Here is a 21343-nt window from a genome sequence, read left to right on the forward strand (position 1 = left end):
GACGATGAGCACGCCCCCCGTTCATGCTGCACATACGCCTCCTGAGCCCAGCGCCATGGCGCGCCGGGCCAGCCGTTGGGCCGGTGCCGCGCTGGCCGCCGTGCTGTGTGCAGGATTGATCTCCTGCGGCTGGCTGGTGTACGCCGGCAAGATCGACTGGCTACCCGCCAGCTGGACGCGCGACGACGCCTTGCATGGCGAGCTGACGCATCAACTGGCCAAGCAGCTTTCCAACGCTTGGCTGCCGGACCAGGCCGCCAAACTGGAGCGCGCCGGCAGCTGGCTGCTGCTGGGCGATACCGGCCCGCGCGTGCGCACCGGCTGCCCCGGCTGGCTGTTCCTGGCCGAAGAATTGCAGGTCAATCGCCACGCACAAGCCAACGCGCAGACCAAGCGCGCCGCAGTGCTGGCCATCCGGCAGGCGCTGGCCCAACGTGGCATCGGCCTGCTGGTGGCGGTGGTGCCGGACAAGAGCCGCATCGCCGCCAGCGCCTTGTGCGGCCTCACGCGTCCGGCCGAATTGAATGCGCGCGCCGCGCAATGGGTGAGCGAACTGAACCAGGATGGCGTGGCCGCCATCGACCTCGCCCCAACGCTGGCACCGCTCGGTGCTTCGGCCTACCTGCACACCGATACCCACTGGAACGAGACCGGCGCGAACGCCGCCGCGCAGGCCATCGCGGCGCGCATCACGGCCGCTGGCGTGCAGGCCACGCCGCAGCAGGCCTATACCGTCCAGCCGGGCAAGCTGGCGCAGCGTCCCGGCGACCTGGTGCACCTGGCCGGACTGGACTGGCTGCCGCTGCGCTGGCAACCCACGCCGGAAAGCGTGGCCGCCACCGTCTTCACCGAAGCGGCCGCCACAGGGCAGGGCGCCACCGCCAAGGGCGGCGATGATCTCGACGATCTGCTGGGCGACAGCCAGTTGCCCAACGTGGCCCTGATCGGTACTTCGTTCTCGCGCAATTCCAACTTCGTCGGCTTCCTGCAGATGGCGCTGGGCGCGAAGATCGGCAGCTTCGCCAAGGATGGCGGCAAGTTCTCCGGCAGCGCCCGCGATTACTTCGCCAATCCCGCCTTCACCCAGACGCCGCCCAAGCTGGTGGTCTGGGAAATCCCCGAGCGCGACCTGCAGACGCCCTACGAAGCGATCTCACTGGCCCGCTGATCGATCATTAAGCTGGCGTTAATGCTGTCTCAATGGGCATTAACGTTGCATTAATGCAATAAATCATTTCCTTTCCGGCGCATTTTCATGTGTGCCGCCGTCCGCTTTGCTGGAGGCAGGTCCCCGGGCCTGCTAAACTTGCCGGTCCGCCCACCGACCGGGCAGGATCCAGGCACTGCCTGGTCAACCTCCACGACAAATTGACAGAAGAATTCGACCCCGCTCCCCTTGCGGACGAGCATGACTCCGGCTCCTTCGAGAGCTACTTCCGCGATCCTTCGCAAGCCGCCGAAGCGCCCCTGGCCTGGGGCCTGGGCCAGCGGCTGGACGTGCTGGACGCGCTGCGCGGCCTGGTCTCCGGTGGCCAGGCTGCTGCGCGCCTGCGCATCTGGATGTTTCTCGAACTGGCGGCGCAGCCGCAGGGCCGCCTGCAGCGCGAGGACCTGAGCCAGCTGTTCTACGCCCTGAAGCCCGAGGCCATGGAAGCCGCCCTGAAGCGCCTGCGCGATCTGGGCCTGCTGGTCTGGGACGCCACCGGCCAGGATTACCAGCTCTCGCCCATCGCCCAGCAGGTGCAAGCCCTGCTGGCCCCGCTCACGCGCGCCGTCGGCGAGGATGACGAAATGGCCGCGCTGCTGGCGCAAGTGGCCGGGGCCCAGGCACTGGGCCTGTCCGATGCCAGCCAGATCCGCCACCTGCATGCGCAATTGGCGCGCCTGCACGACCAGTTCGCCGATGCCATTGCCAGCGGTTCGGAAGCCTTGCTGCGCCAGGCCCAGCCGCGATTCGAACGCGCCCTGAAGCTGGTCAATCGCGCCGGTGAAGCGCTGACCGCCCTGATCCGCAGCGAACATGCCGACGCCCGCCTGGAACGCGAAGCGCGTGCGCTCGGCAACGGCCAGGCGCGCCTGCTGACCATGGCCAGCCAGTTCACCCGCGCCCTGCAGCAGGCCGACCGCCAGCGCGTCACCCTCGGCAGCACCGGCGTGACCAGCTCGGACGTGCGGCGCTGGCTGCAATCGCATGCTGACTTGTCTTCGCTGATGGGGGAGGCGCTGTCCATCGGTGTGAAGCCGGTCTTCGTCAGCGGCCACGAATTGCTGGATGTGGCCGAAGGCGAATTCGAGCGCGACCGTCCCGATACCCAGCGCCAGCAAGGCCTGCCGCCTCCGGCCCAGGCCGTGGAAGGCAAGATCGAAGCGCTGCGCATGCCGGTCGAGCTGGGCGAACTGATTGAACAACTGACACGCCTGGGGGCCCTGCCGGAAGGCGAGGACGCCACCGAATTGCAACCGCAGCCACTGACCTCGGTGGTACTGGGCGGCAGCTTCGGCAAGGCCGCGTATCGCCTGCAATTGCTGCCGCTGCTGGGGGACGCCCAGGCGCGCACCCTGCAAGGGCAGACCGGCGACCTGGCGCGCCTGCCTTGGCAAGCCGGCTTCCTGCCGCGTGTCGACAAAGTCGATGACCCCGATGTCGCCGCCATGAGCGCCGGGGCCGTCCATCCAGATCCATCCCGGGAAAGACCGAATGAGTGAGACCCTAGACGAGGCCGGCCTGTTGGCCGCCGAACTGCTGGCGCGCCGCTGGCTGCCCCGCAAGCACCCGCGCGTGCGCCGCGCCCTGATTGATGCCGACCTGTGGCAAGCCCTGCAGGACCGCCTGGCCCAGGTTGGCCTGCGTCTGGTGGACAACATCCACGCCGATCACATCAGCGTGGCGCTGGTGCGCCCGGCCGAATCGGCCGTTTTCGGTGAGGCCGGCATGAATGCCAACAACAACCTTGACCTGCCGCGCGATGCCATCTCGCTGCTGGTGGTGCTGTGGGCGCTGATCGTGCTGCCCAAGCGCGAACGCCAGTCGGCGCGCGCCGCCGGTGACGATGCCCAGCAGCAGGACGAGATGTTCCACACCGACAAGCCCATGCCGACCGCCGCCGAGGTCAGCCCGGTGGTGTCCTACACGGCGCTGCTGGCCGACTTCGGCAACCAGCTCGGCAAGAAGACGCGCATGGATACCAACCTGCGCCGCCTGGAAGCGCACGGCTTCATCGTGCGCCGGGGCGTCGACATCGCCGAAGGCCCCTTGCTGGACCTGCTGCTGGACTACGATGCCCTGGCGCCGCGCATCCTCGATGGCGCCTTGGGCGACGTGCTGGCACGCGCCACGGCACGCGACGAAGCGGGCACTGCGCCAGAGGCGCAGGCTGATGCCGACGCTGCTGCCGATGAATCATCCGAAGAGGGAGACGCCTGATGTTCCACCTGCAATCGCTGGAACTGCTGCAGTGGGATTATTGCCAGCGCCTGACGCTGCCCCTGGACGGTTCCATCATCACCATCGCCGGCCCCAACGGGTCCGGCAAGACCACGCTGCTGGACGCCATGCGTACCCTGCTGGGCCTGGATTGCTCGGGCGGGCGCAGCTACAAGACCTACGCCCGCCACGCCAACGCCGACACCACCTGGCTGCGCGCCACGGTGGACAACCGCCCGCATGGCCGCCAGACCTCCACCCGTCCGTTCGCGCGCAACCTGCTCTATGCCGATCAGGTCACGCTGGCCTGCCGCATCGAGCGCAACGGCGGCGACTGGCAGCGCCGCTACTGCATGAGCGATGGCGACGTCGCCATCGAAACCCTGGCGCAATTGCCCGAAAAGGATTGGCTGGGCCTGGACCACTGGCGCAAGCGCCTGGAAGGCGCCGGCCTGTCGCGCGCGATTGCGCGCGTGCTGGCGCTGGAGCAGGGCCAGACCGACCGCCTGTGCGAATTCTCGCCCAAGGAATTGCTGCGCCTGGTGTTCGAAGTGTTCGGCGACCAGGAAGTGCTGGACCGCTACGAAGAAGCCCGTCGCCATCAACGTGACCTGGCCGCCGAGGTGACCCTGGCCGAACAGGAACTGGCCTACAGCGAAGCGCAACTGGCGCAGCTGGACAGCCGCGTCACGCTGTATCGCACCTATCAGGGCAAGCTGCGCGAGCGCGAGACGCTGGCCACCGAAGTCATTCCGGTCTTGCGCTGGCACGAAGAGCGGCAAGGCACGGCCACGCGCCTGCGCGAACTGCATCGCCAGCGCCTGCATCACAATCACCTGCGCCGCCAGCGCAGCAGCGATACCTTGCAGCTGTCGTCCCTGCTGACGCAGCAACAGGCGGCACGCGAGAAGGTGTCCGCGCTAGAGCGCGACAAGGCGGAAGCTCAGCAAGCCCAGCAAAAGGCGCGCGATGCCGAGAAGCCGGTGGAAGAACTGGTCAAGCAGGCCGATGAACTGCTGGCCCTGTCCGCGGTGGAAGGCGATGCCACGCAATTGCTGGCCCGCGTGGAAGAACTGGAACAGCAGAAGAGCACGCTGCACGATCGCTGGCGTGACCTGGAGCAGCAACGCAAGGACGCCAGCGGCGCGCTGGACCGCCTGACCGGACAACGCCAGGCCCCGCGCCCGAATGACGTCCAGCAATTCACGCGGGCCTTGCGCCAGGCCGGCATCGCCCATCACCTGCTGGCCGATGTGATCGAGATTGCGGACGACCAGTGGCGTGCCGCCGCCGAAGGCGTCTTGCGCGCCTCGTGCTGGGTGGTGGTGCTGGATGATCCCAAGGATGAAGCCGCCGCCATGGCGCTGGCCGAGCGTGAGCGTTATCGCCATTACGTGGTTTCCGATGCTGCCATGGCGACCTCGCAGCCGCCCGCAGAGAGCCTGCTGGCGGTGTTGCGCTTCTCGGCCAAAGCTCCGTCCTGGCTGCTGCGCCAACTGGCGCAGATCCGCCGCGTGGCCGATACGGTCGAAGGCGCAAGCAGTGGTGGCGAATGGATCACGCCGCAAGCCTACTGGCGCGATGGCCGGGGCGGGCGCAGCGTGTGGCGCGATCCGGGCGATTACCAGTTCGGTGCGGCCGCCATGGCCGCGCGCCAGGCCTCGATTCAGAAGCGCCTGGCCACGCTGGACGAACAGTTGACCGACATCGTCCTGAAGCAAAGCGAAGTCAAGCGCCAGCTCGACGCCGCCAAGAAAGCCACCGAGGGCCACCTCGCAGCAGAGGCGCTGGCGAAGCGAAGTGAAGAGTTCGAACAGGCGCGCCGTCAGTTGCCCGCACTGAAGGCCGCGCGTGTGGCGGCGAGTGAACGTTGGAGCCAGTTTGACGTGCAGTACGCGGACGCCATCGAACAGCGCACCATCCTCGATGGCAAGCTCGATGCCTTGCAGCGCCGCCTGCGCGACAGCGAAGGCGATCTTGCGGGGCAGGAGCGTGACTGGCGCGTGCGTCACGATGAGCAGCGCGCCCGTGCGCTGGCCTCGCGCGCGCAGAAGGGCCGCTTCCCTGCGCACTGGATTGCGACTGCGACGGTGCAGGCGCTCTACGAGAAATACAGCAACGCCAAGCAGGCCGAGCTGCGCATGGCCTCCGTCGAAAACGAACTGGAAACCGGCCACTGGGAAAAGGATGGCACGGTCGAAGACAAGCACCTCATCATGCAGGGCACGGTCGGCAACCAGCGCAACGAACTGGATTCGCGCAAGATCAGCAATCACCAGGCCGAGGAAGCCGTCGGCAATGCGCGTGAACGCTACATCGACGTGTTGCGCGCGACGGTACGCCGCTATCGCAAGAACATCGTCGACCTTGGTGCCCTGGCCGGGGTGGTGGTCAGCGCCGATCTGCCGCATCTGGACAATGACGACACCATCCTGCGCCAGGCTGAACTGAAGGTCAGCTTCAACTTCGACGGCAAGGGCGAGATCGGCCTGAACGATGGCGAAGCGTCCGGTGGCCAGCAGGTCATCAAGTCGCTGATCCTGCTGGTGGGGCTGTTGAAGGATGACGACATGCCGGGCGGTTTCGTCTTCATCGACGAACCCTTTGCCCACCTCGACGTGCGCAACATCCAGCTGGTCGGCAACTTCCTGAAATCGACCCGCGCGCAATACGTGCTGACCACGCCGATCACGCACAACGTCGAAGTCTTCGAGCCGGCCGACATTACGCTGGTCACCTCGAAGAAACCGCGCGAGGCACGCTGGGCGCCGCCCATCGGCGTACTGCAGCGGCGCTTGCGGCTGGATGCCTGAACGCGGTCAGGCACTGGCAGGGAAAACGAAAGAAGGCCGGCGTCATGCCGGCTTTCTTGTCAGCGCATCTCGCGAATGATCCGCGCCTTCGGTGGCAGGAATTCCTCCGGCACCTCCGGTACGTCGGCTTCCAGCAATTGATAGGCCACCGATTCGCACCAGTGAATGCCGCGCGCCAGGGCCAGCGGCCGCGAAGAGTAGCGGCCCGGCAGGGAACGTTTGGGGAAGAGTTTGCCGATGGAGCTATGACGGATTTCCACGCCACTGACGAACCATTGTGCGTCATTGGCCGCACACCAGACCAGGAAGGTGAACGGGGAAGATTCGGCGGTAATTTCGTAACAGGAGACCATGTGAGTGCGTTGATCAGACACTAACAAAAATTCACATGGCCGCCATTATAGTGGCCTCCTGCAAAGCTCACACAAGCGCTCCCCGTTCACCCCTTGCCGGGGCTCCCGCCCTCAGGCCGCTTCGGTCAGGAACTGCACCACCGCCTGCGTGAAGGCGCGTGGCTGTTGCTGGTTGGAGATGTGGGCCGCATCAAATTCCACATACAGCGCACCCGGAATGGTGGCACGCATGAACTGCGCATCGGCCGGTGGCGTCGGCACGTCGCCGCTGCCGGCAATCACCAGCGTGGGCGCGCGGATGCCCGCAATCGCTTCCCGCAGATCATTGTCGCGCACCGCTGCGCAAGCGCCTGCATAGCCCTCCGCCGGCGTGGCCAGCAGCATGGCCGTCAATGCCTGCACTTGCTCCGGATGCTGTTCGGCATACTCGGGCGTGAGCCAGCGTGAAACGACCGCAGTGGCAATGGCCGACAGGCCATCGCGCTGCACGGTCTCGATGCGGCTGTTCCAGGCCTCGGGCGTGCCGATCTTGGCACCGGTATTGCAGAGGATGAGCTTGGCCACGCGGTCCGGATGATGCACCGCCAGCCACATGAAGGTGCTGCCGCCCATGGAGAGACCGCAGAAATGCGCTTGCTTGATGTCGAGCTGGTCGAGCAGGGCGATGACGTCGCTGCCGAGTTGGGCAATCGTGTAAGGACCGGGCGTGACCTCGGACTGGCCGTGGCCGCGCGTGTCATAACGCAGCACGCGGAAATGCTTGCTCAGTTCGGGAATCTGCGGATCCCACATCGCCAGCGAAGTCCCCAGCGAATTGGACAGCACCAGCACCGGCAGGGCCGCGTCGCCGTCGAGCTGGTAATGCAGTTTGATTCCGTTCAGGGTTGCAAAGGGCATGAGTAAATCCTTGGCCCGCGCCACCGGACGGTGGTGACGGGCGTGTGTGAATCAAAAAGCGTCAGATACGCCGGGAATCAGCCAATCTGCGCGATGGCCGAGGGATGCTGGGTCAGCGGAGTGACCGAAATGGTCATGAAGGGATAGAGCGGCAGGGCCGACAGGATGTTGTGCAGCTCATCATTGCCGGAGACGTTGAAGATGCTCACGTTGGCATACTGCCCGACCACGCGCCACAGGTCGCGCCACTTGCCTTCGCGCTGCAGCTTCTGCGACATCTCCTTCTCGTCTTTCTTCAGCTGATCGGCCACGGCCTTGTCGAGCGTGGCGGGAATGTTGACCTGCATTTGAACCATGAACAGCATGATGTGTGCTCCGTTGTCGTTATGGGTGGAATGTCGTGCAGCGCGCGCCCTGGTCGCGATGGTGAACGCGGGGCGGGAAATCGTGATGTTCGATAAACGAACATAAATCCTTTGTTCGCACAAACGAGTGTAGGCGTCCGTGCGGGCAACTGTCAACTTGGGCAGACGGTTTGCTGCGCGTCAACTACGCGCAGGATGAGCGCTGGGGGCGCATCGTGATGGCCTCTCACTCGCGCCGTTCGGGATTCGGAAAACCGGTCGCCGGGAAGGAGCTGGTCTCGATGTCCAGCCAGGCCGGGCGTTCGGCATACATGTCGGCCACCAGTTGCTTGATGGCTTCGATGTACCAGGCATTGTCGTTGATGCGATGCGTGAGGATGATGGGGGAGGTCGCGCGCGGATCGTCGATGAGCCGGTAATGCAGGTCATTGCGCAGCCGCGCCGAGGCCGGGATCAGGCACAGTCCGGATTCGGCCGCCACCAGGCCCAGCGCGGTCTGGATCTCGCGCACCTCGTGCACTTCAGCCGGGTGGATGTCCTGGTCATTGAGCAGGCTCAGGATGTGGTCGGCGAAACTGGGGCGCGGCTCCTTGGGATAGACGATCAGCTTCTGTCCATGCACTTCCTTGAGGCTCACGCGCTGATGGCTGGCGGCCAGCGGGAAAGAGGGCGGGATGGCCAGCACCAGTTTTTCTTCGCGCAGGACGATGCGCGCCACCGTCGCATCATTGCTGCGGATGCGCCCGAAACCGACATCGATGCGCCCCGACTTGAGGGCGGCGAACTGCTGCATCGAGGTCAGCTCCAGCAACTGGATGTCCACCTCCGGATAGTGCTGGCGCAGCTTGCGCACCAGCACCGGCAGGCCGCCATAGAGCGTGGAGGCGACGAAGCCGATGGACAGCGTCTGGCGCTGGTTCAGGCCGATCTGCTGGGTGGCGTTCTTCAACTGCTCCAGCCGGTTGAGAATCTGCAGCGCCTGCTCGTAAAACACCCGGCCGGCTTCAGTCAGGCGCAGCGGGCGGCTGTTGCGCAGGATCAGCTGCACGCCCAGTTCTTCTTCCAGCAGCTGGATCTGGCGCGACAGTGGCGGCTGCGCAATGTGCAGCTGTTCCGAGGCGCGCGTGAAGTTGCGCGTATTGGCCACGGCCACGAAGTATTTCAGTTGTCTGATGTCCATGGCCGAAAATCATATCTCACAGAAACTAATGATGTCTAATCCTTTGATTTTTATAGGAGCCTTTATAAACTATATAAAAAAGGTATGAAACTAGACGAATTTGGTGTTGGCAATGGCAGGGCTTCCGGGTGTTCAATGCAGTCCATGGATACCCCACAACACCTTCACGCTGCGGCCCCGGCCCTGATCGACCGGGTCGAGACCTTCCTGGTCGATCTGCCGACCATCCGTCCCCATCAATTGTCGATGGCGACGATGAACGGGCAGACCCTGATGCTGGTGCGCCTGTACTGCTCCGACGGTACCGTCGGCGTGGGCGAGGGCACCACCATCGGTGGCCTGGCCTATGGTGCCGAATCACCCGAGGGCATGAAGCTGGCCATCGATACCTACTTCGCGCCGCTGCTGCTGGGCGCCGATGCCAGCCTGATCCCGGCCATCATGGCGCGCCTGAACAAGGCCATCCAGGACAATCGTTTCGCCAAGTGCGCCATCGAGACGGCGCTCTTCGATGCCCTGGGCCAGCGCACCGGCCTGCCGGTCTCGCAACTGCTCGGCGGCCGCGCCCGCGAAAGCCTGCCGATCGCCTGGACCCTGGCCTCGGGCGACACCGCCAAGGACATCGACGAAGCCGAACGCATGCTGGCCGCGCGCCGCCACAAGATTTTCAAGCTCAAGATCGGCCGCCGCGAAGTCGAGGCCGATGTGGCCCACGTGGCCGCCATCAAGAAGGCCCTCGGTGATCGTGGCTCGGTGCGGGTGGATGTGAATATGGCCTGGAGCGAACTGGAAGCCCAGCGCGGGCTGGCTGGCCTGGTCGATGCCGGCTGCGAACTGGTGGAGCAGCCGGTGGCCTCGGCCCCGGCACTGGCCCGCTTGAAGGGCAAGCACGCCATCGCCATCATGGCCGATGAATCGCTGACCGGTCCGGCATCGGCCTTTGCGCTGGCGCGCATCGGCGGTGCGGATGTGTTTGCGATCAAGATCGAACAATCGGGTGGCCTGCGCGCCGCCCAGCAGGTGGCCGCTATCGGCGACGCGGCCGGCATCGAGCTCTACGGCGGCACCATGCTCGAAGGCGCCATCGGCACCATCGCCTCGGCCCATGCCTTCGCCACCTTCCGTGAATTGCAGTGGGGGACTGAGTTGTTCGGTCCGTTGCTGCTGACCGAAGAAATTCTGGCCGAGCCTTTGCAATACCAGGATTTCCAGTTGGCCATACCGAACCGCCCCGGACTGGGCATCGTGCTGGATGAAGAGCGTGTGCAATACTTCCGGCGCGACCGCAAGCAAGGGGCGACAGTGACAGCAGCGAGGCCGGCCACACTGGCCGGATAAAACAAAAAAGACGCACTTCCCCAATCTACAAATCCAAAAGGAGACTCAACATGGCAGCCAAGATTTTCAGCACCCCCGAAGTCCAGGACTTCCTGCGCCTGGCCAGCGGCCTCGACACCGAAGGCGGCAGCCCGCGCACCAAGCAGATCGTGCATCGCATCCTGTCCGACCTGTTCAAGACCATCGAAGACCTGGAAATCACCTCCGACGAATACTGGGCCGGCGTGGCCTACGTCAATCGCCTGGGCGCTGCCAGCGAAGCCGGCCTGCTCTCGCCGGGCCTGGGCCTGGATCGCTTCCTGGACATGCGCATGGATGCCGAAGACGCCGCACTGGGCATCACCGGCGGCACCCCGCGCACCATCGAAGGTCCGCTGTACGTGGCCGGTGCGCCGGTGGAGCAGGGCTTCGCGCGCCTGGACGATGGCAGCGACAAGAACGGCCAGACCATCATCATGCACGGCACCGTCTATGGCTCGGATGGCAAGCCCATGGCCGGCGCGCAGGTCGAAGTCTGGCATGCCAACACCAAGGGTTTCTATTCGCACTTCGACCCGACCGGTGAACAGAAGCCCTTCAACATGCGCCGTACCATCATCACCGATGCCCAGGGCCGCTACAAATTCCGCAGCATCATGCCGGCCGCCTACGGCTGTCCGCCGGCCGGCCCGACCCAGGGCCTGCTGAACCAGCTGGGCCGCCACGGCAACCGTCCGGCACACATCCACTTCTTCGTCACCGCCGATGGCCATCGCAAGCTGACCACGCAGATCAACATCGAAGGCGATCCGCTGATCTATGACGACTTCGCCTACGCCACCCGCGAAGGCCTGGTGCCGCCGCTGGTCGAGCGTACCGATGCGGCCAGCATCAAGGCCGAGGGACTGGAAGGCCCGTTCGCCGAGATCGTCTTCGACATCAACCTGACCTCGCTGGTCAACGGTGCCGACAACCAGGTCGTGGACCGTCCGCGCCTGGCCGCCTGATCGCCTGATCGTCCTGCGCCAGCCGCTGGCGCAGGCCAGCCTCATCCCCGCCGACTGCCTTGCCGCGATGGTTTTCCATCGCGACAGGCGGGCTGCACCCTGGAGAAAAGACATGACCACCCTTGCCGCCGACAAGTATGAAGAGGTCGAGCGCCTGCTCGACACCGCCCTGGACGAAGATCCCACCAACGGCATCTTCCGCTGCCGCCGCGACATCTTCACCAATGCCGACCTGTTCGAGCTGGAGATGAAGCACCTGTTCGAATCGAACTGGGTCTACCTCGCTCACGAGAGCCAGGTCCCCGAGATCAACGATTACTACAGCACCTGGATCGGCCGCCAGCCGGTGGTGGTCACCCGCGACAAGAACGGCGAGCTGCACGCGGTCATCAATGCCTGCGCCCACAAGGGGGCCATGCTGTGCCGTCGCAAGCACGGCAACAAGAGCAGTTTTACTTGCCCGTTCCACGGCTGGACTTTCTCCAACAGCGGCAAGCTGTTGAAGGTCAAGGATGAGAAGACCACCGAATATCCGGTCTCCTTCAACAAGAACGGCTCGCATGACCTGACCCGCGTGGCGCGTTTCCAGAACTATCGCGGCTTCCTCTTCGGCAGCCTCTCGGAAGACGTGCTGCCGCTGGAAGAGTATCTGGGCGAGACCCGCGTCATCATCGACCAGATCGTCGACCAGGCGCCCAATGGCCTGGAAGTCCTGCGCGGCAACTCCAGCTACCTGTATGACGGCAACTGGAAGATGCAGATGGAAAATGGTTGCGACGGTTACCATGTCAGCTCGGTGCACTGGAACTATGCCGCCACCATGAGCCGCCGCAAGGAAGGCGGCACCAAGGCCACCGATGCCAACAACTGGAGCAAGGCTGTTGCAGGCGTCTACGGTTTCGAGAATGGCCACATCCTCCTGTGGACCAATACGCTCAATCCGGAAGTGCGCCCGATCTGGAACCAGCGCGAGGAACTGGCAGCCCGCGTCGGCCAGGCACGCGCCGATACCATCGTGGCCCAGACCCGCAACCTGTGCCTCTATCCCAACGTGTTCCTGATGGACCAGTTCGGCACGCAGATCCGCGTGGCCCGTCCCATCAGCGTGAACCAGACCGAGATCAGCATCTTCTGCTTCGGCCCCAAGGGCGAGAGCGCCGAAGACCGCCGCGTGCGGATTCGCCAGTATGAGGATTTCTTCAATGTCTCCGGCATGGGCACCGCCGACGACCTGGAAGAATTCCGCGCCTGCCAGGCCGGCTACGCCGGATCGGCCGTGCGCTGGAACGACATGAGCCGGGGCGCGCCGCTGTGGAAGCAGGGCCCGGACGAGAATGCGAAGAAGATGGGCATGAACCCCAAACTGAGCGGTGAACGCAGCGAGGACGAAGGTCTCTTCGTCTGCCAGCACCACTACTGGACCGAGCAGATGCGCAAGGCCGTCAGCAAGGAACGTGCGGCCGCAGAGCAAGGAGCACAAGCATGAACCAACCTGCCCAACTCGATGCAGTCTGCGCCTTCCTCTATCGCGAGGCGCGTTATCTCGACGAACGCCAGTGGGAATCCTGGCTGGAACTGTACGCCCCGGACGTCGAATACTGGATGCCGGCCTGGGACGATGACGACCAGCTCACCGAAGACCCGCAGCGCGAAATTTCGCTGATCTATTACGCCAACCGCGATGGCTTGGAAGACCGCGTCTTCCGCATCAAGACCGAGCGCTCCAGTGCCTCCATGCCGGAGCCGCGCACCAGCCACATGATCGCCAATGTGGAGATCCTGGACGAGCACGACGATGTGGTGGAAGTGCGCTACAACTTCCATACGCTGTCGCACCGCTACAAGATCACCGACCAGTTCTTCGGTACCACCCTGGTCAGCTTGCGCAAGACCGAAGGCGGCTTCCAGATCGCCAGCAAGAAGATCGCCCTGAAGAACGACTACATCCGCCAGGTCATCGACGTCTATCACGTCTGACCAGCCCGCAGGAGACATGACATGAGCAGCTATCGCATCGCCCTCAATTTCGAAGACGGGGTGACCCGCATCATTCAATGCGGTCCCAAGGAGAAAGTCCTGGACGCGGCGTTCCGCCAACGCATCAACCTGCCCATGGATTGCTCCGACGGCGTGTGCGGCACCTGCAAGTGCCGCGCCGAAAGCGGGCAGTACGACCTGGGCGACGACTATATCGACGATGCGCTCAGCAGCGATGAAGCGGAACAAGGCCTGGTGCTGACCTGCCAGATGATCCCGCAATCCGATTGCGTAGTCGCCGTACCGGTGGCCTCTACCGCCTGCAAGACCGGCAGCGCGAAGTTCGGCGGCAAGGTGGCCGAGGTCACCGCCTTCGGTGAGGCAGCCTTCGAACTGGTGCTGGAGGTGGCGGCCGATGCACCGGCTTTCCTGCCGGGGCAATACGTCAACATCGCCGTGCCGGGCAGCGGCCAGCATCGTTCGTATTCGTTCAGTTCGCCCTCGGGGGCCACGCGCATGAGCTTCCTCATCAAGAACGTGCCGGGTGGCCTGATGAGCGGCTGGCTGGGCAAGGCCGCCACCGGTGATGCGCTGGAGATGACCGGTCCGCTGGGCAGCTTCTACCTGCGCCCGGTCGACAAGCCCGTGCTGATGCTGGCCGGTGGTACCGGGCTGGCGCCGTTCCTGGCGATGTTGGAAGAGATGGTGCAGCAGGGCGTGCAGCAGCCGGTGCACTTGATCTATGGCGTCACCCGCGACCAGGACCTGGTACTGGTGGATCGTCTTGAAGACCTGGCGAAACGCTTGCCCGGCTTCAGCTTCACCACCTGTGTAGCCGATGCCGCAACGAGCCATCCTCGCCAGGGGTACGTGACCCAGCACATGCCGGCCGAGGTGCTGCACGATGGCGCAGTCGATGTCTACCTGTGCGGTCCGCCGCCGATGGTGGAGGCGGTGCAGAAGCACTTCCAGGCACAGGGCATCGCCCCGGCCAGTTTCCATTACGAGAAGTTCGTCACCAGCCAGCCGGTGGCGGTGGCGGCATGAGCGCAGCGCTCCCCCGCGCACGCTTCGCCGGCAAGGTGGCCGTGGTCACCGGCGCCGCCCAGGGCATCCTGCGCGGCGTGGCGCTGGGCATCGCGGCTGAGGGTGGCCAGGTGCTGATGGTGGACCGCGCCGGCTTCATCCATGAAGTGGCGATGGAAGCGCCCGAAGGACGGGCCACCGGCTTCGTCGCCGACCTCGAAACCCATGACGGCGCGCAGGCCGCCATGGCCCGCGCCATTGAACTGCATGGCCGCATCGACCTGCTGGTCAACGGCGTGGGCGGTGCCATCCGCATGCGTCCCTTCGCCGAATTCGAAGCCGATCAGATCGATGCCGAGATCCGCCGCTCGCTCATGCCCACGCTCTATGGCTGTCACGCGGTGCTGCCGCACATGCTGCGCGCGGGCCGGGGCACCATCGTCAACGTTTCCTCCAACGCTACGCGCGGCATTCGCCGGGTGCCGTATTCAGCGGCCAAGGGCGGCGTCAATGCCATGACCTTGGCACTGGCCATGGAATACGGCGAGCAGGGCATCCGCGTGGTGGCCACCGCGCCCGGCGGTACGCAGGCGCCGCCGCGCCGCGTGCCGCGCAATGCGCAAGGCGACAGCGCGCATGAGCAGGCGTGGATGCAGGAGGCCGTGCAGCAGGTGACCGGCTCCACTTTCTTCAAACGCTATGCCACGCTGGAAGAGCAGATCGCACCCATCCTCTTCATGGCTTCCGACGAGGCCAGCTACATCACCGGGGCCGTATTGCCGGTCGCCGGTGGCGACAATGGCTGAGGCCTCTCAATCAACTTCCTTGAACGGAGACACCATGTCTGAACGCCAGGCCATCATTCCCGAGGGAATGGAAGACGTCTACGAAAAAATCGGTTATGCCCCCGGCGTATTGGTCGGCGATGTTCTCTACGTCTCCGGCCAGATCGGGCGCGGTCCCGACATGCAACTGGTGGAGCCGCGCGAAGCCCAGATCGTGCAGGCCTTCGAGAACCTCAAGCGGGTGCTGGAGAAGGCTGGCGGTACCCTGGACGACATCGTCGATCTCTCCACCTTCCATACCGACATGCGCGATTTGCCCTTGTTCATCAAGGTGCGCAACCGCTACCTGAACGCCTATCCGCTGCCGGCCTGGACGGCGATTGGCGCGCACATGCTCGGCGGTGCGCCGGGCTACATCATCGAGATCAAGGCGGTGGCGCATCTGCGCAAGAAGGGGCAGGCCTGACCCGCACAGGATTACTGCAAGAAAAACGCCGGGCATGACAAACACAAGAATACAAAACAACGCCAATCCCGCAAGACAAACGACAACGGAGGAGACCCATGAAGACCCAGGAAGTGAGCCAGATCATCGATGGCGCGCGTTTTACGCAATTCCACTGGATGGTGATGTGCCTGTGCGCATTGCTGCTGGTGTTCGACGGTTATGACCTGTTCATCTACGGCGCCGTGCTGCCGGTACTGATGAAGGAGTGGTCCCTGTCGCCGGTGCAGGCCGGCGCGCTGGGCAGCTATGCGCTGTTCGGCATGATGTTCGGTGCCTTCGTCTTCGGCCCGCTGGCCGACCGCATCGGCCGCAAGAAGGGCGTGGCGATCAGCTTCGTGCTCTTCAGCGTCTCCACTTTCCTGAGCGGCTTTTCCACTTCGCCCACGGAATTCGGCATCTATCGCTTCATGGCCGGCCTCGGTTGCGGCGGCCTCATGCCCAATGCCGTGGCGCTGATGAATGAATACGCGCCCAAGCGCCTGCGCAGTACCTTGGTGGCCATCATGTTCAGCGGCTACTCGCTGGGCGGCGTGCTGTGCGCGGGCCTGGGTATCTGGATGCTGCCCAACTTCGGCTGGCAATCGATGTTCTTTGCCGCGGCCGTACCGCTGGTGCTGCTGCCGGTGATCCTGTGGAAGCTGCCGGAATCGGTCGGCTTCCTGCTGCGTGCGGGCAAGCAGGAGCAGGCCCGTGCCATGCTGGCGCAGGTCGCTCCGCAAGCGGTGCTGGGTGCCGATGTGCAGCTGGTGCAGAGTGATGCCAAGGGCTCTGGCGCGCCGATGCTGGACTTGTTCAAGCAGGAGCGCACCCTCGGCACGCTGATGATCTGGATCGCCTTCTTCTGCTGCCTGCTGATGGTCTATGCGCTGGGTTCGTGGCTGCCCAAGCTGATGGCCAGCGCCGGTTACAGCCTGGGGTCGTCGCTGTCCTTCCTGCTGGCGCTCAACTTCGGCGGCGTGGTCGGCGCCATCGGCGGCGGCTGGCTGGGAGACCGCTTTACCTTGCCCAAGGTGGTGGTGAGTTTCTTCGCGGTCGGCACGGTGGCCATTGCGTTGCTCGGCTTCAACAGCCCGACCCCGGTGCTGTACCTGCTCATCATCGTGGCCGGTGCCACGACCATCGGCACACAGATCCTGCTGTATGCCAATACGGCCCAGTTCTATCCGCTGGCGATCCGCTCCACGGGTCTCGGCTGGGCTTCCGGTGTGGGCCGCTCGGGCGCCATCGTCGGTCCCTTGCTGGGCGGTGCATTGATGGCGGCCGCGCTGCCGCTGAAGATGAATTTCCTGGTCTTCGCCGTACCGGGACTGGTCGCTGCACTGGCCATCGGCATCTTCCTGCTGCGCTATCGTCATGGCCAGCGTGCCGTGGCAGCGGAGACTGCGCCGACCGTGACCGCCACGCCGATCTCGCGCAGCGTTTAAGATCGTAGCCGGTCAAGCCGGTCCGGCACCTGGCGGAGCGATCCACGGGTGCCGGACCTTTCGTGCGTTCGTGTAGTTGCATTTCGCAAGGAAGCTTCGATGGTTCAACGACAAGGCTCGCTCACTGCGTGGGTGGCGGGTTTTCTGGCAGTCCTGATTTCTTATGCCGGTCCGCTGGTGATTTTCGTGCAGGCGGCCCATGCGGGCCAGGTGCCGCAATCACAACTGGTGTCCTGGGTGTGGGGCATCTCCATGGGTGCGGGCGTGAGCGGCCTGCTGCTGAGCTGGTGGTTCAGGATGCCAATCATCACGGCCTGGTCGGCACCGGGGACGGCGCTGCTGTTGAGCCTCTTTCCCGGAGTGGGCATGCCGGAAGTGGTGGGGGCCTACCTCATGGCGGCCGTGATCCTGATCGTCATCGGCGTGACCGGCTGCTTTGAAAAAATTCTTGCCTTCATCCCCAAGGGCATTGCGGCCGGCATGATGGCCGGCATCCTGTTTCAGTTCGGGGTGCAGGCCTTTCGCTCCAGCGTGGGTGCGCCGCTGATGGTGTTTGCCATGCTGGCCGCCTATCTCGCAGGACGCCGCTGGTGGCCGCGCTACGGCATCGTGGTGGTGGCACTGACCGGTTTCGCAGTGGCCTTTGCCGGCGGCCGCACCGAACTGGGAGCCCTCCACCTGGAGTTGGCGCAGCCGGTCTTCATTGCCCCGCACTTCAGCATTGGCATGTTCTTCAGCCTGACGGTGCCGCTGGTATTGGTGAGCCTGACCGGCCAGTTCCTGCCGGGCATGGCGGTGCTGCAGCTGGCGGGCTACCATCCGCCCACGCGCGCCGTGGTCACCGGCACTGCGCTGGCCTCGCTGCTGACGGCCTGCTTCGGCGGCATCACCATCGTACTGGCGGCCATCACGGCCGCGCTCTGTACCGGCAAGGATGCGCATCCGGAACCGGGCCGGCGCTATATCGCCGGTATTGCCAATGGCGTGTTCTATCTCATCGGCGGCACCTTTGCGGCGTCCATCGTGACGCTGTTTGCCGCCTTTCCCAAGGAACTGATCGCGGCCCTGGCCGGGCTGGCACTGATCGGTGCCATCGTGTCCAACATCCGCCTCATGAGCGAGGACGGCAGCCATGCCGAGCCTGCCGTCATCACCTTCCTCGCTACTGCGTCCGGCATGACCCTGTTCGGACTGGGCGCGGCCTTCTGGGGCGTGGTCATCGGCATGGCCGCGCACTGGCTGATCGGCCGTCCCGCCCAGAAAAAATGAAAAACATGGAGACCCCCCAATGACCCCTCAGCATGATTCCTTCGACCCGCTCGCCAGCGAAGTCCTGGCCGTGGTACCGGGCCGCGCGCATGACCTGGCACGCCTGCGCGTGCTGGCACAAGTGCAGGCCGCGCCGACCGTGACGGTGGTCGGCAAGTACAACCACGGCAAGAGCCGCCTGCTCAACGAACTGATGGGGCGCGACGTGTTTGCGGTGGCCGATCGGCGCGAGACGGTCACGCTGTCCGAACACCATCACGCCGAACTGCGCTGGCTGGATGCGCCCGGGCTGGACGCCGACGTCGCCCTGCAGGATGACAGCCACGCACAGGAAGCCACGTGGCTGCAGGCCGATGTGCGCCTGTTCGTGCATGCGGCCAAGGAAGGCGAACTGGATGCGGCCGAACGCCATCTGCTGCAGGCCCTGCGCGAAGACCAGCAGCGCACGCGGCGGCAGACGCTGTTCGTGCTCACGCAGGTGGACCAGATGAGCGATGACGAGCAACTGGCCAAGGTCAGCGCCGCCATCTCTGCGCAGGCACCGGGACTCACGCTGTATCCGGTGTCGTCGACGCGACACCGCAGTGGCGTGGAAGGCGGCAAGTCGCTGCTGCTGCAGCGTAGCGGTATTCCGGCGCTGCAGGCCTTGCTGCGTGACGTGGTGGAGCAGGTGCCGGGCGCGCGCCGACATGAACGCCATCTGCTCTTCACCGAGATCGGCCAGCAGGTACGGCAGCAACAAGCTGCGCTGGAGAGCGGGCTGCAAACGCTGCGCCAGCGCCAGCAGCAGCAACGCCAGGATTTCGAACAGGGGCTGCAGGCCGTGCTGGAAAAAGTCCATCAGGATCTGCTGCCGGTCGTCGAGTTTCAGGGGGACGATCCCGCGCTGGTACCCGATACCGCCGCCGACGAATTCAAGCTCACCGCCGGCAAGCGCGAGCGGGCGCGCATTCACGTCGCTTATTCCCGGGCCTGCATCGCCATTCGCGCGCACCTGATCCAGCATGGCGTGGAAGGGCTGCCGGCCAGCCAGCAGACCTCGGTGGCCAGCCTCGATACGGTGATGGTGGCCGTGCTGGGCATCTCCATCAAATGCCGCGCCGACCTGCGCCGCCGCTTCTGTGAACCGGCGGGGCAGGCGCAATTGAAAGAGGCCTTCCTGCACTACTACGAACTGTCGGAAGACCGCCAGGCGCTGCAACAGCAGATCGCCATCGGCCAGGCCGAGCTGCACGCGCATGAACGCGCGCAGCAGGCGCTGGCGCGGCTGCGCGAAGGAGAGGGCGCATGAGCCATGAAGAACAGCGTTTCATCGAGTCCATCGGCCGCACCGGCCAGGGCGAGGCCGACCTGCAGCCGGTGCTGTCTGCATTGCGTGATTGGCTCGTGGCGCTAGCGCAGGCGTTTGAAGCTGCACCGCTGCCTGCCAGCGGCCTGAAGTCGGCCAGCCCCATGGCGCGCCGTATGGCCGCCTTGCACGAAGAGCGGATCCACCAGGCGCGCTGCCGCGAGGAGCAATGGCTTGCCCTCGCTCCCGCGCGTGCGCTGGCCCAGCGTTTCGAGGGCAAGCTCATGCTGCTGGTGTTCGGCAAGTTCAATGCCGGTAAAAGCTCGCTATGCAACTTTCTCGCGCAGCGCTTCCGCGAGCGCCAGCAGGCGGTGCAGTATTTCCATCTGCAGGACGGGGCGCTGGTGGAGAGTGAAGATCCTTTCCATGAAGGCGCTACCGAAACCACGGCACGGCTGCAGGGCGTCTGCCTGGGCGACGGGCTGGTGCTGCTGGACACCCCCGGCCTGCATTCGGCCACCGGCGAGAATGCGGCGCTCACGCAGCGCTTCCTCGACAGCGCCGATGCGGTGCTGTGGCTGACCAGTTCGACTTCGCCCGGACAGGTGCAGGAACTCGATGAACTGGCGCGCGAACTGCGCCGTGGCAAGCCGCTGCTGCCGGTGCTCACGCGCAGCGACGTCATCGATGAGGATGAGGTGGATGGCCAGATCGTCAAATGCCTGCGCAACAAATCCGATGCCAACCGCGCCGACCAGGAAGCTGACGTCCGTGCCCGCGCCGCCGACAAGTTGCAATCGCTGGGTGTGGCGCTGCATCAGCTGAAGGCTCCCGTATCGGTGTCCGCCTATGTGGCCCGCACGGCCGGTGCGGATGCCGAAGCGATGCGCGGTGCCGGTTTCGAGCGCCTGTATGCCGCACTGTCGGACCTGCTGGCACCGGCCCTGGCCTATCGCGACCGCAAGCCGGCCGAAGTGCTGCTGCACCATCTGCAGGAGGCGGTACTGGCCCCTCTGCAAGGGCAGACCCTGCCCGCGCTGCGGGGCTTGCAGCAGTTGGTGCAGAGCGAACTGCAAGCACTGCCCGCCAGTCGCGCACGCATCGTGCAACTGGCCTGGCGCGAGGTGATGCCGGGCCTGCCGGCCTTGCTGGAGCAGCACGCCGGCACGGGCGATGTGGCCGCTGTACTGGCCAGCCTGCAAGCATCATTGATGCACGCCTTCGAGCGCCACGCGCGCGCCGTACTGGACAGCCATGTGCTGTCCGCACCGGCCCCGGTGGCGCTGGTCCTGCCTGCGGGCAGCGGCTATGAACGCATTGCCGGCGATTTGCCGCCGTCCTACGAGAAACTGTACGAAGCGCTGGGCCAAAGCGTACTGGCCACCCTGGAAGAACTGGCCGATGAAGTGGCAGGGTACTGTACTGCCCGGTTGGCGGCACTGTCTGATGCGGTGTCCGTGCAGCGGGCTCTCATCGATGAGCACGGGCGGCGGCTGGCACAGCTGGAAGACACGTTGCGCTGTGTGCCGGAAGGCATGGCCGCACGCTGAGGCGGCCGACCGGGCCGGGGAGAGCTGGCTTGCGCGTGGGCAAGATCTGCTGTGACGTCAGTGCTCAGGAATCTTTTGTGGTGTTAAGGATCCCTTAATTTTGCGGACCTACAGTAAAGCATCGGCGGTCAGCTCAGCATTGGCGACCGCCGACGCTCCG

19 protein-coding genes are annotated in these 21343 nt (G+C 64.9%); 15 read left to right on the forward strand and 4 right to left on the reverse strand.

Annotation, left to right across the window (positions count from 1 at the left end; genetic code table 11):
- Positions 1-4 precede the first annotated feature (4 nt).
- The 4 genes from JOD78_RS14255 (at position 5) to JOD78_RS14270 (ending at position 6237) form a co-directional block, all read left to right on the forward strand.
- On the forward strand, positions 5-1168 hold the full coding sequence (locus JOD78_RS14255) for a cell division protein FtsQ (protein ID WP_245202142.1): 1164 nt from the start codon (positions 5-7) through the stop codon (positions 1166-1168).
- Between the two features lie 200 nt (positions 1169-1368).
- Positions 1369-2706 (forward strand): hypothetical protein, encoded by a 1338-nt coding sequence (locus tag JOD78_RS14260; RefSeq protein WP_204725075.1) that lies wholly within the window; start codon positions 1369-1371, stop codon positions 2704-2706.
- Positions 2699-3424 (forward strand): hypothetical protein, encoded by a 726-nt coding sequence (locus JOD78_RS14265; RefSeq protein WP_134134653.1) that lies wholly within the window; start codon positions 2699-2701, stop codon positions 3422-3424. Before JOD78_RS14260 ends, JOD78_RS14265 begins: the two co-directional genes overlap by 8 nt.
- Positions 3424-6237 carry an ATP-binding protein gene (locus JOD78_RS14270; RefSeq protein WP_209568663.1) on the forward strand — a complete coding sequence of 938 codons (2814 nt, stop codon included), beginning with the start codon at positions 3424-3426 and terminating at the stop codon, positions 6235-6237. Before JOD78_RS14265 ends, JOD78_RS14270 begins: the two co-directional genes overlap by 1 nt.
- A gap of 59 nt (positions 6238-6296) precedes the next feature.
- Here the strand turns inward: JOD78_RS14270 and JOD78_RS14275 are convergent, their stop codons facing one another.
- The 4 genes from JOD78_RS14275 to JOD78_RS14290 all read right to left on the reverse strand — a co-directional run bounded on the left by JOD78_RS14275 (position 6297) and on the right by JOD78_RS14290 (position 9032).
- Positions 6297-6590 (reverse strand): hypothetical protein, encoded by a 294-nt coding sequence (locus tag JOD78_RS14275; protein WP_209568661.1) that lies wholly within the window; start codon positions 6588-6590, stop codon positions 6297-6299.
- 111 nt (positions 6591-6701) lie between these two features.
- Positions 6702-7487, reverse strand: a complete 786-nt coding sequence (gene pcaD / locus JOD78_RS14280) for a 3-oxoadipate enol-lactonase (RefSeq protein ID WP_209568659.1) — start codon at positions 7485-7487, stop codon at positions 6702-6704.
- Between the two features lie 77 nt (positions 7488-7564).
- Positions 7565-7852: a muconolactone Delta-isomerase gene (catC, locus tag JOD78_RS14285; RefSeq protein WP_013233325.1), complete on the reverse strand. Its 288-nt coding sequence runs from the start codon at positions 7850-7852 to the stop codon at positions 7565-7567.
- A 226-nt stretch (positions 7853-8078) separates the two neighbouring features.
- Complete coding sequence (locus JOD78_RS14290) at positions 8079-9032, reverse strand: LysR family transcriptional regulator (protein WP_039788858.1); 954 nt, start codon at positions 9030-9032, stop codon at positions 8079-8081.
- 144 nt (positions 9033-9176) lie between these two features.
- Here JOD78_RS14290 and JOD78_RS14295 point away from each other — a divergent pair, with 144 nt between their 5' ends.
- From JOD78_RS14295 to JOD78_RS14345, 11 genes are all read left to right on the forward strand, one after another.
- Positions 9177-10370: a muconate/chloromuconate family cycloisomerase gene (locus JOD78_RS14295; protein WP_121040285.1), complete on the forward strand. Its 1194-nt coding sequence runs from the start codon at positions 9177-9179 to the stop codon at positions 10368-10370.
- 50 nt (positions 10371-10420) lie between these two features.
- A complete protein-coding gene (gene catA, locus JOD78_RS14300) occupies positions 10421-11356 on the forward strand; it encodes a catechol 1,2-dioxygenase (RefSeq protein WP_121038026.1) in 936 nt (311 codons plus the stop codon).
- A 112-nt stretch (positions 11357-11468) separates the two neighbouring features.
- Entirely contained in the window at positions 11469-12842 is a 1374-nt protein-coding gene (locus JOD78_RS14305) for a Rieske 2Fe-2S domain-containing protein (RefSeq protein WP_134134661.1), read from the forward strand.
- Entirely contained in the window at positions 12839-13333 is a 495-nt protein-coding gene (gene benB / locus JOD78_RS14310) for a benzoate 1,2-dioxygenase small subunit (RefSeq protein ID WP_121038032.1), read from the forward strand. Before JOD78_RS14305 ends, benB begins: the two co-directional genes overlap by 4 nt.
- 21 nt (positions 13334-13354) lie before the next feature.
- Complete coding sequence (gene benC / locus JOD78_RS14315) at positions 13355-14380, forward strand: benzoate 1,2-dioxygenase electron transfer component BenC (RefSeq protein ID WP_121038035.1); 1026 nt, start codon at positions 13355-13357, stop codon at positions 14378-14380.
- The gene (gene benD / locus JOD78_RS14320) at positions 14377-15165 is read left to right on the forward strand and encodes a benzoate diol dehydrogenase BenD (protein WP_209568657.1); all 789 of its coding nucleotides are present in this window, start codon (positions 14377-14379) and stop codon (positions 15163-15165) included. The genes benC and benD overlap by 4 nt, the downstream gene beginning before the upstream one ends.
- Positions 15166-15199: 34 nt before the next feature.
- Positions 15200-15610: a RidA family protein gene (locus JOD78_RS14325; protein ID WP_039788846.1), complete on the forward strand. Its 411-nt coding sequence runs from the start codon at positions 15200-15202 to the stop codon at positions 15608-15610.
- A gap of 98 nt (positions 15611-15708) precedes the next feature.
- Positions 15709-17076, forward strand: coding sequence for an MFS transporter (locus JOD78_RS14330; RefSeq protein WP_134134669.1), 1368 nt, complete (start codon positions 15709-15711; stop codon positions 17074-17076).
- 48 nt (positions 17077-17124) lie between these two features.
- Complete coding sequence (locus JOD78_RS14335) at positions 17125-18345, forward strand: benzoate/H(+) symporter BenE family transporter (protein ID WP_227022583.1); 1221 nt, start codon at positions 17125-17127, stop codon at positions 18343-18345.
- Between the two features lie 19 nt (positions 18346-18364).
- A complete protein-coding gene (locus JOD78_RS14340; RefSeq protein WP_209568655.1) occupies positions 18365-19636 on the forward strand; it encodes a GTPase in 1272 nt (423 codons plus the stop codon).
- On the forward strand, positions 19633-21183 hold the full coding sequence (locus JOD78_RS14345) for a dynamin family protein (protein ID WP_209568653.1): 1551 nt from the start codon (positions 19633-19635) through the stop codon (positions 21181-21183). Before JOD78_RS14340 ends, JOD78_RS14345 begins: the two co-directional genes overlap by 4 nt.
- Positions 21184-21343 lie beyond the last annotated feature (160 nt).

This window comes from Herbaspirillum sp. 1130, from assembly GCF_017833835.1.
In the GTDB taxonomy this organism is placed as follows: Bacteria; Pseudomonadota; Gammaproteobacteria; order Burkholderiales; family Burkholderiaceae_D; genus Herbaspirillum; species Herbaspirillum huttiense.

Bases quoted from the DNA above. Each gene is read 5' to 3' on its own strand.
- JOD78_RS14340 (WP_209568655.1), top strand. From the start codon at position 18,365: ATGACCCCTCAGCATGATTCCTTCGACCCGCTCGCCAGCGAAGTCCTG.
- catC (WP_013233325.1), bottom strand. From the start codon at position 7,852: ATGCTGTTCATGGTTCAAATGCAGGTCAACATTCCCGCCACGCTCGAC.
- JOD78_RS14255 (WP_245202142.1), top strand. From the start codon at position 5: ATGAGCACGCCCCCCGTTCATGCTGCACATACGCCTCCTGAGCCCAGC.
- benB (WP_121038032.1), top strand. From the start codon at position 12,839: ATGAACCAACCTGCCCAACTCGATGCAGTCTGCGCCTTCCTCTATCGC.
- JOD78_RS14290 (WP_039788858.1), bottom strand. From the start codon at position 9,032: ATGGACATCAGACAACTGAAATACTTCGTGGCCGTGGCCAATACGCGC.
- JOD78_RS14305 (WP_134134661.1), top strand. From the start codon at position 11,469: ATGACCACCCTTGCCGCCGACAAGTATGAAGAGGTCGAGCGCCTGCTC.
- JOD78_RS14295 (WP_121040285.1), top strand. From the start codon at position 9,177: ATGGATACCCCACAACACCTTCACGCTGCGGCCCCGGCCCTGATCGAC.
- JOD78_RS14265 (WP_134134653.1), top strand. From the start codon at position 2,699: ATGAGTGAGACCCTAGACGAGGCCGGCCTGTTGGCCGCCGAACTGCTG.
- benD (WP_209568657.1), top strand. From the start codon at position 14,377: ATGAGCGCAGCGCTCCCCCGCGCACGCTTCGCCGGCAAGGTGGCCGTG.
- catA (WP_121038026.1), top strand. From the start codon at position 10,421: ATGGCAGCCAAGATTTTCAGCACCCCCGAAGTCCAGGACTTCCTGCGC.
- JOD78_RS14275 (WP_209568661.1), bottom strand. From the start codon at position 6,590: ATGGTCTCCTGTTACGAAATTACCGCCGAATCTTCCCCGTTCACCTTC.
- JOD78_RS14270 (WP_209568663.1), top strand. From the start codon at position 3,424: ATGTTCCACCTGCAATCGCTGGAACTGCTGCAGTGGGATTATTGCCAG.
- JOD78_RS14330 (WP_134134669.1), top strand. From the start codon at position 15,709: ATGAAGACCCAGGAAGTGAGCCAGATCATCGATGGCGCGCGTTTTACG.
- JOD78_RS14325 (WP_039788846.1), top strand. From the start codon at position 15,200: ATGTCTGAACGCCAGGCCATCATTCCCGAGGGAATGGAAGACGTCTAC.
- benC (WP_121038035.1), top strand. From the start codon at position 13,355: ATGAGCAGCTATCGCATCGCCCTCAATTTCGAAGACGGGGTGACCCGC.
- JOD78_RS14345 (WP_209568653.1), top strand. From the start codon at position 19,633: ATGAGCCATGAAGAACAGCGTTTCATCGAGTCCATCGGCCGCACCGGC.
- pcaD (WP_209568659.1), bottom strand. From the start codon at position 7,487: ATGCCCTTTGCAACCCTGAACGGAATCAAACTGCATTACCAGCTCGAC.